Below are 12,281 nucleotides of genomic sequence, written 5' to 3' on the forward strand. Positions count from 1 at the left end.
TCCAGAAGACATACGACGCGCAATATTTTCATACCGCATAGAAAGGAAATTCGTGTAAATAATACGATTAAATACCGCTTAATTTACTGCTTATAACAGAGAAGCCTTGCAAATAGCCTTGTAACGACAAGGCTCCTGTGATGGTCTATGGATGACCAATCGACTGCTTATTGTAATGTTAGTTACTGTACAATTGGTTATTGTGGTTATTGTGGTTACAGTGGTTACAGTGGTTATTGTGATAATTGCTATGATAGTTATGTTAGTTATTCTGCAAATTGGTTTTCATAATAACTTTCAACAATCAATACTGCCGACACAGCATCTACCTGACCTTTAGTTAATGCTTTAAAGCCGCCAAGTTCAAATAAGCGCGCTTTAGCATCTGTGGTGGTTAGTCGCTCATCTTGAGTTTCAACTTTTACCCCAAAGCGGCCACTAATTCTATTTGCAAATTTACGCGCACGTTGGGTCATTTCTTGTTCGCTGCCATCCATATTCAGCGGTAACCCCACCACAACGATATCGGGTTGCCATTCCTTAATTAACTCGCCTATTTCTTCCCATCTTGGAATACCATCAACCGCTTTTATTGATAACAGGGGTCTTGCCGTTGCTGTAATAGCTTGGCCAATTGCAATTCCTATGCTTTTAGTACCAAAATCAAAACCTAAAACTGTTTGTGGTAACATGATTGTGCTCTCTTTACTGAATATAATGGGTAGACATTGCTTGCGCTGCGATGATAAGTCATCGCGATAAAAGCACAACGACGATTGAAGAACAACGTGCACTGATAACGTCGTCAGTTTCGATATTACGGTTTGAACATTGACAAAAGAACGACAAAAAACTTAACACTTAATGGCTTAATGGCTTAATGGCTTATGCATGACCCGCTTGCGTGGTTAACTGCCAAATATCAAACCCTAATGCTTTTGTTGCTTGCTGCCATAAGTCGTCGTGGTCAATATGATACAGTAATTCAGGCGTCGCCTTGATAGTTAACCAAGTATTATCAGTTAACTCTTGTTCTAGCTGATCTTTTCTCCAACCGGCATAACCTAACGCGACAATGTAATCTTGCGGTGAATTGTCACTACCCAGCGATGCCAAAACATCCCGAGAAGAGGTTAACATACAAAAATCACTCACTTGAAAGCTGTTGCTCCAGCCTGTTTGCGGAGAGTGCAGCACATAACCCCGTTCCGTTGAAACTGGCCCGCCCATCACTACTTGGCTTGATAAATTAAAGGCAACTTCTGGAGCAGGGTTTAACTCCATTTGCTCGAGCAGGTTTTGTACATCAATACCAACGGGGCGATTAATCACTAATCCCATGGCACCTTTTTCGTTATGCTTACAAATATAAATAACGCTGCGTTCAAAAAAAGTGTCATCTAACGATGGCATGGCAATTAACATCGAGCCTTGTAAACTTTCCATTTAATTACCTTCTATTGTTATCATTGCAAGTAACCATATATTAAAAAATTAACTTAAACATTATTTAATACAAAACCACTAAACTAAGCCAAATAAAGCCAAATAAAAAAACAAACCAAACTTTACAAATTCAAATCACTACCAAATTAGCATTAACAATTTAAACAAAAATCATTTATCAACTTAATCACAATATTAACTAACAACAAATAATCAGATTAAAATCACCAAATATCATTTTATATAATTAATAAACATCCGCAGTTGTAAATTGAACTATAAAATACAATACCCTACTAACTTAGGCCGCTAATAAGTAAATACAATTATTAGCAGCTTAACATCATGCTAGTATTTCAAGACTTCAGTCATTAGCAATACTAACCGCCTGCTAGTTTTACGGTGTAGTTCATTTTTTCAAGTAGGGTTTTAATTTGCTCTCGGTTATCCGTTTGCACTTCAATGGTAAAATCTTTTACCGTGCCGCCGCAACCACATTGCTTTTTTAGTTTTTGTGCTAGTGTTTTTAATTCTTTCGCTTCAAGCCCGAGCCCTTTAATCACGCTCACGCCTTTGCCCTTTCGTCCTTTACTGTCTTTATGAATACGAACAATTCCATCACCAACGGGCACCTCTTCTTGCTTAACTGGGGTGTCAATACGGCCTTTGTCGGTACTATAAACAAGTGAAATATTAGGATCGATTCTCATGATAATGACTTATAAGGGATAATTAAGTGAGTTTACCAAAAAGCGAATAAAGGTGCGAGATAGCATCACACACCTTTACTTGTATATCTAGACGAGTACATCTAGCTTTTTTAACGCGCTAACTAAAGATAAGGCTTAACCAAACCTGCCATCATTTTTATATGGGCATCATCATCATTTAACGCGGCAATATAACGGAAGCTTTTGCCACCCGCCTCTTCAAACACTTCGCGGTTTTCCCCTTGGATCTCTTCGAGTGTTTCAAGGCAATCGGCACTAAATGCTGGGCAAATAACGGCAATGTCGTCAATGCCATCTTTAGCAAGAGACTCAATTGTTGCATCAGTATATGGGCCTAACCATTTTGCTTTACCAAAACGAGACTGGAATGTCATCACATAATCATCGTTGCTCAGGCCAAGTTTTTCAGTCACTAAACGCGTGGTTTTCGCACAAAAGCAATAGTAAGGATCGCCCAATTGCAAATTACGCTCAGGCATACCATGAAAAGACATCACTAACTTTTTAGGCTTGCCATTGACTGCAAAGTCTTTTTCTATCGACTCAGCTAATGCAGTAATGTAGTCATCGTTATCATGATAGGTATTGATAAAATGCAGCGAAGGCACAAAACGCCATTTCATTAATTCACGGGCAATAGCGTCAAACACGGTGCCTGTGGTTGGCGCGGCGTATTGCGGATAAAGTGGCAACACGGTTATGTCATCAACACCGTCTTTATGCATGGCTTGTAAAGTACTCGCAGTAGACGGATTACCATAACGCATGGCTAGGTAAACGTTGCTGTTTATACCGTCATCACTTAATTGCTGCTGCAATTTAGCTTGTTGTTTTTTACTGATGTCCATCAGTGGCGAACCGCCATCAGTCCAAATTTCTTTATACAGTGCAGCAGATTTAGCCGGACGCACACGCAAGATAATGCCGTGTAATATAACTAACCACACTAAACGGGGAATTTCGACCACTCGAGGGTCTGACAAAAACTCTGCTAAATAGCGTCTTACTGAGGGGGTTGTTGCTTCGTCGGGGGTGCCTAAGTTCATTAACAGCACACCTTTTTTACCACGAGGTTGATGCCCCGTTTTTTTATCTAACCCTGAAAATTTATACACATTCTACTCCGAATGATGTCTCAAACACCCGCTTATACTTGCTTTGCGTAATGCTTTAATAAAAATGACCACACGATAATAAGATGTTATCAAATACATCTCAATATTGTGCAGTCATGATTGTAAATCTAGCTTTAAATCACAGTTAATTTTAAATTATAAAACCTCATTAATGGCTTGCTTCATTTCCGCGCTATTGGGTTTCACCCTTGAATTAAATTGCTGAACCTGTTGGCCATCAGCCGACACTAAGTATTTGTAAAAATTCCACTTAGGTGAAGCGCTTTTTTCACTTAAATGTTGAAACACGGAATTAGCATCGCTCCCACGAACCGGTGACGTCGATACCATGGTAAATGTCACCCCGTAATTGACAAAACACACATCTGCGGTTTTTGCTTCATCGTCTTCTTCTTGAAAAAAGTCATCCGATGGGAAGCCAATGACCACTAAACCTTTGTCTTTATACTGCTGATGCACTTCTTCTAACGCTTCAAATTGCGGTGTAAAGCCACAATTTGAGGCGGTATTAACAATTAATACTGGCTTACCTTGGGTAATTTCACACAGATTGACGTTTTCTTCTGAATGCAATTTCCGTGCTTCTACATTTAAATAATCAGGACAAGCAGCCGCATAAGATGATGATGCCATGAGTGGGGTTGTTGCCACCATAACCAACGCTAATCTTTTAACCCGCGTTGCGGTAGTCGCTTGTTGTGTATCTTTTGTGTTCGCTGCCAATATGCTCATGTTATGTCCTTTAACTTGTTTATCTAAATGCGGATTTTCAACAATATAAAAGTGAATTGTTCGGTATTACCGCTTCAATAACCGTTTGTGTTTAACGCAATACGATTAATGTCAATGGTTGCTGATTTTAACAGTCTATGTTTATTCAAACCTTAAAATTAGCCGCCCATTTAACGCTGCCAGTTTGCTGTCAGTGCTTATAAGTATACGCTCAACTGATACAGTGTTACGGGTAAAACGTTAACGCGGATCATAAAAAGGCCACAACATATTTGTTGTGGCCTTTGCTAAATCCCATTAAACATCGCCTTGCAAGTCAACGCCCCTTAATCCATATCTAAGGTAACGCCTTCCATAAAGCCACTGCTTGATGAGGTTTCATTATTTTGCAGTTTAATCATTAGTCGTAAGTCATTTGGCGAGTCAGCATGGTGCAATGCATCAGCATAGCTAATTTCGCCCTCGGCATATAATGCTAACAATGCTTGGTCAAAGGTTTGCATGCCTTGCTCATTTGACTTGGACATCGTTTCTTTTAATAAATGCAGGTTATTTTTTGCAATCAGGTCTGCCACCCTTGGCGTATTAATTAGCACTTCAATAGCCGCTCGTCGCCCTGTACCATCAGACTTTGCAACCAATTGCTGCGCCACAATTCCGCGCAAGTTTAATGACAAATCAAACAACAACTGATTATGTTTGTTTTCTGGTACTAAATGCATAATACGGTCTAACGCTTGGTTAGCGTTGTTTGCATGCAACGTTGCCATACATAAATGGCCTGTTTCGGCAAACGATAACGCAAATTCCATGGTTTCTTGGGTACGAATTTCACCAATAAGAATGACGTCTGGCGCTTGACGCAACGAGCTTTTAAGCGCCGCATCAAATGACTCAGTATCAATCCCCACCTCTCGTTGAGTAATAATACTTTTGCGATGATCGTGCACAAATTCAACCGGGTCTTCAATGGTCAAAATATGCCCGCGAGCATGCGAGTTACGGTAACCCACTAGCGCGGCCAATGAGGTAGATTTACCTGTTCCGGTTCCGCCAACCATAATAATTAAGCCACGTTTACTCATGACTAAATCTTTTAAAATAGGTGGCAATTTTAATTCTTCAACTTCAGGAATTCGGGTTTCAATACGGCGCATAACACAACCGGCCGATTCACGTTGCCAAAAAGCACTCACCCGGAAACGCCCAAGCTCTTTAGCAGCAAATGCAAAGTTACACTCACTGGTTGCTTTAAATTCTGCCTTTTGCGCTTCAGTCATTAATGATTCAACAAAATCAAGCGACTGAGCCGATGACAAATTGCTTTCCCCTAATGGGCGTAATTCACCATCAATTTTGGCACTGGGTGGAAAGCCGGCAGTAATAAATAAATCTGAGGCTTTCTTTTCAACCATCACTTTTAAAAATGGGCTGACATCCATACGAACTTTCCTTTAAAAGTTGGTTTGCTTATTTGAACTCTTCAACGCGGCATCTTCGCGGGTTATTTGGCCGCGGTTAACTAAGTTCTGTAAGCATTGTTCAAGAGTTTGCATGCCATGTGACATACCGGTTTGAATCGCTGAATACATCTGCGCGACTTTATCTTCACGGATTAAGTTACGAATAGCCGGTGTGCCCATCATAATTTCATGTGCAGCCACGCGGCCACCACCAATTTTCTTAATCAGCGTTTGCGAAATAACCGCCTGTAATGACTCAGATAACATGGTTCGTACCATGTCTTTCTCACCGGCAGGGAATACATCAATCACACGGTCAATGGTTTTAGCCGCCGAGGTAGTATGCAAAGTACCAAACACCAAATGCCCGGTTTCTGCAGCGGTCATGGCTAAGCGAATGGTTTCAAGGTCACGCATTTCACCCACAAGAATCACATCGGGGTCTTCACGTAAAGCGCTTCGCAGTGCAGCGTTAAAGCTATGAGTGTGCTTGTGCACTTCACGTTGGTTGACCAAACATTGTTTGTTTTGATGCACAAATTCTATTGGGTCTTCAATCGTTAAAATGTGGTCGTGGCGATGATCATTAATATAATCGACCATTGCTGCCAATGTCGTTGACTTACCAGAGCCCGTTGGCCCGGTAACTAACACCAAGCCACGTGGAAAGTTAGAAATCTTTTTAAAGATATCAGGTGCGCCTAACTGTTCTAGGGTTAAAATGTCAGACGGAATCGTACGAAAAACCGCACCAGCACCACGTGACTGGTTAAATGCATTCACACGAAAACGCGCTAAGTTAGGGACTTCGAATGAAAAATCGATTTCAAGATGTTCTTCATAGTCTTTACGCTGCTTATCGTTCATGATGTCATAAACGAGACTATGAACCCCTTGATGATCCAATGCGGGTACGTTAATTTTACGCACTTCGCCATCGACTCGGATCATCGGAGAAACACCTGCAGAAAGGTGTAGATCTGACGCTTTGTGTTTTACACTAAAAGCGAGTAATTCAGTGATTTCCATTAATAGATATCCATATAATCAACATGATGACAACAATAGCAGACAGAATATCAATCGCCCAGAGCAGAATTAATCAAGCGGCGCTAAAATGTGCACGCACGCCAAACGAGATCCAGCTACTTGCTGTCAGCAAGACAAAACCAAAGGAGGATATTATAGCGGCTTATCAAGCTGGGCAACGAAAGTTTGGTGAAAACTACGTCCAAGAAGGTGAGCAAAAAATTACGACGCTGCGACCGCTATATCCTGATATTGAGTGGCACTTTATTGGCCCATTACAGTCAAATAAAACCCGAGTAGTTGCAGAACATTTTGACTGGATGCACACCATTAGTCGCGACAAAATTGCCGCAAGATTAAACCAACAACGTCCATCCACCTTGGCACCATTAAATGTCTGTATTCAAGTCAATATCAGTCAAGAATCCAGTAAATCGGGGGTTGCACTCAGTGAAGTGATGGCGCTGGCAGAATCCATTTCATCAATGGACAATTTATTACTGCGCGGACTAATGGCAATACCAACGGCTACCAGTGATATTAAACTACAGCAACAAGAGTTTAGCCAGTTAAACAATGCTTACCAAGCACTTGCACACACCTATAGTCATATCGATACTCTCTCTATGGGCATGAGCAATGACCTTGATAGCGCCATTGAAAATGGCTCCACCATGGTACGTATCGGCAGCGCCATTTTTGGCTCTCGGACATAAAGACAACAGTATCGATAAAGATGATTTTTCGTTAATGTCAGTCCAATTAACACTGAACGTTAAAAATTGAAAAGGGATGAACAACAAATGACACAAACCACAGTGTGCTTTATTGGCGCAGGCAATATGAGCCGCAGTATAATTAGTGGCATGGTAACCCATGGTTATGACCCACAATGCATTTACGCCACAAACCCAAGCCAACCCAAACTAAGCGCGCTGCAACAAGACTTTGGTATCCACATTGCTAATGACAACCTGGCCATAGCCAAGCAATGCAACGTCATCGTGTTGAGCGTTAAACCGCAATTAATGCAGCAAGTTTGCCAGCAATTAAGTACGTTAGATTTATCTTCTAAACTGATTATAACTATTGCCGCAGGTATTCCAGCGTCGCGTTATCACGACTACTTTAAACAGCCAATACAGCTTATCCGCACGATGCCGAACACCCCTACCCAAATTGGCTTTGGTATGACGGGGTTATATGCCCAACAAGGCGTAAGCGAGCAACATAAACAACTGTGCCAGCTGATAATGCAAAGCGGCGGAAAAACCTTGTGGGTACAGCAAGAAGATGAACTAAACCAAGTGATTGCGCTAGCGGGCAGTTCACCGGCCTATTTCTTTTTATTTTTAGAATCCATGGTTGATGCTGGCAAAAAAATGGGCATGGATGAAACACAGGCCCGTGAGTTAGCTCAGCAAGCGGCATTAGGCGCGGCGCAGATGGTAATTCAAAACCCACAAACACCACTAGCAACATTACGCAGCAATGTAACCTCTAAAGGTGGCACAACCGCACAAGCCGTTGAAACATTTGAACAAGGTGGTTTACGTGAATTAGTCGATAACGCCATGAACCATTGTGTTGCCAGAGCAAATGAAATGGCGAAAACGTTTTAATAACGCCTATTGGTGTGATGCGCAAATTACGATTTGCAGTCACGATCAATAATCTGTACCAACAAACCAAACGATTAATAGCCAGCCCCCCTGTAATTAATGCTATTATTCTGGTTTTATTGAATAAAATATCAACTTCAAAGGCTGAATATGAATGCGATGACATTTTTAATCAACACCGTGTTTGACTTGTACCTCATGGTGGTGATTTTACGTTTTTGGTTACAACTGGTTAAGGCTGATTTTTACAACCCGTTTAGTCAGTTTATTGTAAAGGCAACTCAACCTATTGTTGCACCAATGCGCCGCACCTTACCGTCAATCGGCAGTATCGACACCGCGACCGTGGTTTTTGCCCTTGCGGTAATTAGCATAAAATATGTGTTATTAATTTCGCTAAGCGCGAACATCCCCGTGATTGCGATGATTGACCAAATTATGAACGCTAGCCTTAGTGGGGTCGCCAAAGGCGGGTATGTGGTGCTATCGATTGTGGTTACCTTGCTAAAACAAACTGGCATGCTGCTATTTTGGATGCTACTGATACGGGCTATTTTGAGCTGGTTTAATCAAGGTTATAACCCTGTCGTGATGATTATGGGTCAGTTAACGGAACCACTCATTGCACCAATCAGACGAATTATCCCACCGATTGGCGGGATTGATTTGTCGGTGCTTGCTATGTTTATTGCGATGAACTTCTTAAATATTTTGTTCTCACAATACGTGCCATTCTGGGGCATGGTTTAACGCTGCACGCGTAAACGTTAACACCCACTACAAAACAGCCGCCAATATCGCGGCTGTTTTTTATTATGCATCAATCGACACACATGCATAACCACTAAAGCACTACAGCACTACAGCACTACAGCACTACAGCACTACAGCACTACAGCACTACAGCACTACAGCACTACAGCACTACAGCACTACAGCACTACAGCACTACAGCAAGAGCCTTCATCAAAGCAAAGTTTTAATCAACAGATTTTCACCGTTCAATTAACACTCCACTAAATTGCAAAAAAATGATGAAAATAAACGCCAACCAAGTATCATGCAGCCCCAAATGATACGTACATGTGATAGTCGTTAAAAACAATCGATATAAATGCCAATAATGCCAATGTTAAAGTCGATATTTAAGCTTGTGCGCTGAAGTCACTGATGTAATGTCATTTTAAAAATGTCTTAAAACAATAATAAAAAGGATATTAAATGTCTGTTGCAACCAACGTTATCACCGCCGCCTTTATTACCTTGATGCTATTTTTTAGCCCAACCACCTTTGCAGGCCAAAAACAACAAGTGGGTAAGTTTGATATCCATTACATGGCGTTAGACAGCACGTTTTTAACCCCAGCCGTGGCCAAAAAGTACGGTATCACTCGCAGTCAATATCGCAGCATTGTCAATATTACCGTCCTTGATACCAGCCAAGAAGGTAATCCCCCTGTTGCCGTTAAAATTAGCGGCGTGGCACATAATCTTCTCGATACGCAAAAAAAGCTTAAGTTTCAAGAAATCCGCGAAGGTAAATCTATCTATTATATTGCGCAATTAAGTTATCGTGATAACCAAGAAACTCGCTTTAAAATAGCCATTCAACATGGCACAGACTTAAACACAACCATTCACTTTAAGCGCAAATTTTATGTAAATTAATCAGCCGTGCTCAGTGTCACAACCACTTAACAAAACGCGTAATGTAGTTAAGGGCTTTATCTTTATTCATGGCTTTTAAAACCTTAAGTGATGCCCTGTCGAGTAAAAACGAAAACGTTACTGCTAAATAAATGTAATCAAGCTGCAACTGAATCTATCGCGCAGTAATTAGGGTGATTGTTATTGACACAATCACGTGGCAACAAGCCCCGCTTAACATTCAAATATAAAGCCATTACTGGAACGTCGACTTCTCAATTTGCCGCCAACAGCGTATGATTGGCGGCTATTTCATTGCTTCTTTTATTCGTATTTATAGGCGCACTTATGCAACAAATCGTTCTGGCTAGTGGTAACAAAGGTAAACTCGCTGAGTTTGAGCAAATGTTAGTTAAATTTGGCATTGAAGTGCTCCCTCAAAGCCAATTTGATGTACAAGAAGTCCCCGAAACTGGCACGACTTTTGTTGAAAACGCCATCATTAAAGCTCGCCATGCCGCTAAGGTGACGGGCAAACCCGCTATTGCTGATGACTCAGGTATTGAAGTTGATGCCTTAAATGGCCAGCCAGGGATTTACTCAGCAAGATACTCAGGCAGCAATGCTAGCGCCGTGAGTAACTACACCAAGTTACTTGAGTCGATGCACAACCAACAAAATAGACGCGCTCGTTTTCAATGTGTACTGGTTTACATGCGCCATGGCGATGACCCAACCCCCATTATTTGCCAAGCAGCCTGGGAAGGCAGCATTAATCACGCCGCACAAGGCGAACAAGGCCATGGCTACGACCCTATTTTTATCCCGCAAGGTGAAACGGTTACCGCTGCGCAGTTAAGTCACGAAGCTAAGAATAATCAAAGCCATCGAGGTAAAGCCTTAGCATTATTGCTTGAGGCATTTACACAACAAGGCATTATTAACAGTTAATCGTTTCGGCATTAACGGCTTACGGTCAAGTTTTTCCAAATGGCATGTTCGATTTAAAGAGGTTTACCATGTTGCAATTACCACCACTGAGTTTGTATATCCATATACCTTGGTGCGTTCAAAAATGTCCTTATTGCGACTTCAATTCTCACGGTCAACATGCCGAGCTGCCCCAGCAACAATATGTCGATGCTTTGTTAGATGATTTGCAGCAAGACTTAGAATATGTGCAAGGCAGGCGTATTCACACCATCTTTATTGGTGGCGGCACACCGTCGTTATTTGATGCGGCACAAATTAAACGCTTACTTGATAATGTAGAGCAGCTAATTGGTTTTGAACCCGAAATTGAAATAACAATGGAAGCCAACCCCGGCACGCTTGAGCATGACGATTTTAGTGCTTATCGCGCAGCAGGTGTTACCCGTTTATCAATTGGCGTACAAAGCTTTTCTAAAACTAAACTCAACTTACTTGGCCGTATTCACGATCAAGATGAAGCCATCACCGCGGCTAAAAAAGCCAAAGAAGCTAATTACTTGAGTTTTAACCTTGACTTAATGCACGGGTTACCCAACCAAAGCTTTGATGAAGCCATGGCTGATATAGAACAAGGCGCAGCATTAATGCCGCCGCATTTGTCTTGGTATCAATTAACTATTGAACCTAATACCTTGTTCCACTCAAAGCCACCGCAACTTCCTGATGATGAAGCGTTATGGCAAATATATGAGCAAGGACAAAAGAAACTGGCGGCATTAGGTTATGAACAATATGAGATCTCGGCTTACGCGAAGCCTGGGTATCAATGTCGTCATAATCTTAACTATTGGCGCTTTGGTGACTACCTTGGCATTGGGTGCGGCGCACATGGCAAAATCACTCAGCCAAGTCGCGGTGGTATTATTCGTACGGTAAAAATTAAACACCCTAAAGGCTACCTTAGCGCCACTAATTATATGGCAGATATAACAAAAATAGCGCCCGATGAATTACCCGTGGAGTACTTAATGAACCGCCTGCGGTTAATGAGCCCAATTCCTAAAGCCGAATTTGAACAGCGCACGGGGCAGCCTGCTTCAGTGCTCACACAGGGCATGCAAGACTCTCAAGCCAAAGGATTAGTGACAGAAACGGATAGCCATTGGCAATTAACGCCTAAAGGCCATATGTTTGTTAACGAGTTACTGTCACAGTTTATCTAACGTCTAACGTCTAACGTCTAACGTCTAACGTCTAACGTCTAACGTCTAACGTCTAACAACATATTCCCTTATGGTGTAGTGCCATAAGGGAAGTGTTCAATTTAAAATTGATGAGCAATCATAACGATGACTTAGCCCTCAATTTAACCATGCTGTTATTCTTTTTCAATCCGATTTCAAGGCAATTCAAAGCATTTTAGAGTAAGCATGTTACCTAACGCTGTTAACGAGAAACAATTATTAACATTTATGTTAACAATTTCATTACCACTTAAGCTGGATCTTTTATTAGGATATTGGCATTAATCATTTCTCCCCT

The 12,281-nt window shown here is 41.5% G+C and carries 13 protein-coding genes; 6 read left to right on the forward strand and 7 right to left on the reverse strand.

Features of this window, described 5'->3' with window-relative positions; all coding sequences use genetic code 11:
• Window positions 1-266: 266 nt before the first annotated feature.
• The 7 genes from ruvX to G3R48_RS09560 form a co-directional block, all read right to left on the reverse strand.
• The gene (gene ruvX / locus G3R48_RS09530; protein WP_153662752.1) at window positions 267-692 is read right to left on the reverse strand and encodes a Holliday junction resolvase RuvX; all 426 of its coding nucleotides are present in this window, start codon (window positions 690-692) and stop codon (window positions 267-269) included.
• Window positions 693-885: 193 nt separating this feature from the next.
• On the reverse strand, window positions 886-1,446 hold the full coding sequence (locus tag G3R48_RS09535; protein ID WP_153662754.1) for a YqgE/AlgH family protein: 561 nt from the start codon (window positions 1,444-1,446) through the stop codon (window positions 886-888).
• A gap of 380 nt (window positions 1,447-1,826) precedes the next feature.
• Complete coding sequence (gene yciH / locus G3R48_RS09540; RefSeq protein WP_153662756.1) at window positions 1,827-2,156, reverse strand: stress response translation initiation inhibitor YciH; 330 nt, start codon at window positions 2,154-2,156, stop codon at window positions 1,827-1,829.
• Window positions 2,157-2,278: 122 nt separating this feature from the next.
• Window positions 2,279-3,292, reverse strand: coding sequence for a ferrochelatase (hemH, locus tag G3R48_RS09545; protein ID WP_212593301.1), 1,014 nt, complete (start codon window positions 3,290-3,292; stop codon window positions 2,279-2,281).
• Window positions 3,293-3,448: 156 nt separating this feature from the next.
• Entirely contained in the window at window positions 3,449-3,967 is a 519-nt protein-coding gene (locus G3R48_RS09550; RefSeq protein WP_228497355.1) for a glutathione peroxidase, read from the reverse strand.
• 404 nt (window positions 3,968-4,371) lie between these two features.
• Window positions 4,372-5,487, reverse strand: coding sequence for a PilT/PilU family type 4a pilus ATPase (locus G3R48_RS09555; protein ID WP_153662760.1), 1,116 nt, complete (start codon window positions 5,485-5,487; stop codon window positions 4,372-4,374).
• 12 nt (window positions 5,488-5,499) lie between these two features.
• Entirely contained in the window at window positions 5,500-6,537 is a 1,038-nt protein-coding gene (locus G3R48_RS09560) for a type IV pilus twitching motility protein PilT (RefSeq protein WP_153662762.1), read from the reverse strand.
• Window positions 6,538-6,563: 26 nt separating this feature from the next.
• On the opposite strand from G3R48_RS09560, the gene G3R48_RS09565 reads away from it, so the two are divergent.
• The 6 genes from G3R48_RS09565 to hemW all read left to right on the forward strand — a co-directional run bounded on the left by G3R48_RS09565 (window position 6,564) and on the right by hemW (window position 11,962).
• On the forward strand, window positions 6,564-7,253 hold the full coding sequence (locus G3R48_RS09565; RefSeq protein WP_153663003.1) for a YggS family pyridoxal phosphate-dependent enzyme: 690 nt from the start codon (window positions 6,564-6,566) through the stop codon (window positions 7,251-7,253).
• An 87-nt stretch (window positions 7,254-7,340) separates the two neighbouring features.
• Complete coding sequence (proC, locus tag G3R48_RS09570) at window positions 7,341-8,159, forward strand: pyrroline-5-carboxylate reductase (RefSeq protein WP_153662764.1); 819 nt, start codon at window positions 7,341-7,343, stop codon at window positions 8,157-8,159.
• 150 nt (window positions 8,160-8,309) lie between these two features.
• Complete coding sequence (locus G3R48_RS09575) at window positions 8,310-8,909, forward strand: YggT family protein (protein WP_153662766.1); 600 nt, start codon at window positions 8,310-8,312, stop codon at window positions 8,907-8,909.
• A 516-nt stretch (window positions 8,910-9,425) separates the two neighbouring features.
• The gene (locus G3R48_RS09580; protein WP_153663005.1) at window positions 9,426-9,827 is read left to right on the forward strand and encodes a DUF4426 domain-containing protein; all 402 of its coding nucleotides are present in this window, start codon (window positions 9,426-9,428) and stop codon (window positions 9,825-9,827) included.
• A gap of 327 nt (window positions 9,828-10,154) precedes the next feature.
• The gene (gene rdgB, locus G3R48_RS09585; protein ID WP_153662768.1) at window positions 10,155-10,757 is read left to right on the forward strand and encodes an RdgB/HAM1 family non-canonical purine NTP pyrophosphatase; all 603 of its coding nucleotides are present in this window, start codon (window positions 10,155-10,157) and stop codon (window positions 10,755-10,757) included.
• A 68-nt stretch (window positions 10,758-10,825) separates the two neighbouring features.
• A complete protein-coding gene (gene hemW / locus G3R48_RS09590; protein ID WP_153662770.1) occupies window positions 10,826-11,962 on the forward strand; it encodes a radical SAM family heme chaperone HemW in 1,137 nt (378 codons plus the stop codon).
• Window positions 11,963-12,281 lie beyond the last annotated feature (319 nt).

The sequence above is a fragment of the Shewanella intestini genome (genome assembly GCF_018221465.1).
Classification (GTDB): domain Bacteria; phylum Pseudomonadota; class Gammaproteobacteria; order Enterobacterales; family Shewanellaceae; genus Shewanella; species Shewanella intestini.

What these genes read in the sequence shown, in the direction of transcription:
- ruvX (WP_153662752.1), bottom strand. Translation starts at nt 692, where the DNA reads ATGTTACCACAAACAGTTTTAGGTTTTGATTTTGGTACTAAAAGCATA.
- G3R48_RS09535 (WP_153662754.1), bottom strand. Translation starts at nt 1,446, where the DNA reads ATGGAAAGTTTACAAGGCTCGATGTTAATTGCCATGCCATCGTTAGAT.
- yciH (WP_153662756.1), bottom strand. Translation starts at nt 2,156, where the DNA reads ATGAGAATCGATCCTAATATTTCACTTGTTTATAGTACCGACAAAGGC.
- G3R48_RS09550 (WP_228497355.1), bottom strand. Translation starts at nt 3,967, where the DNA reads ATGGTGGCAACAACCCCACTCATGGCATCATCATCTTATGCGGCTGCT.
- G3R48_RS09555 (WP_153662760.1), bottom strand. Translation starts at nt 5,487, where the DNA reads ATGGATGTCAGCCCATTTTTAAAAGTGATGGTTGAAAAGAAAGCCTCA.
- G3R48_RS09560 (WP_153662762.1), bottom strand. Translation starts at nt 6,537, where the DNA reads ATGGAAATCACTGAATTACTCGCTTTTAGTGTAAAACACAAAGCGTCA.
- G3R48_RS09565 (WP_153663003.1), top strand. Translation starts at nt 6,564, where the DNA reads ATGACAACAATAGCAGACAGAATATCAATCGCCCAGAGCAGAATTAAT.
- proC (WP_153662764.1), top strand. Translation starts at nt 7,341, where the DNA reads ATGACACAAACCACAGTGTGCTTTATTGGCGCAGGCAATATGAGCCGC.
- G3R48_RS09575 (WP_153662766.1), top strand. Translation starts at nt 8,310, where the DNA reads ATGAATGCGATGACATTTTTAATCAACACCGTGTTTGACTTGTACCTC.
- G3R48_RS09580 (WP_153663005.1), top strand. Translation starts at nt 9,426, where the DNA reads ATGCTATTTTTTAGCCCAACCACCTTTGCAGGCCAAAAACAACAAGTG.
- rdgB (WP_153662768.1), top strand. Translation starts at nt 10,155, where the DNA reads ATGCAACAAATCGTTCTGGCTAGTGGTAACAAAGGTAAACTCGCTGAG.
- hemW (WP_153662770.1), top strand. Translation starts at nt 10,826, where the DNA reads ATGTTGCAATTACCACCACTGAGTTTGTATATCCATATACCTTGGTGC.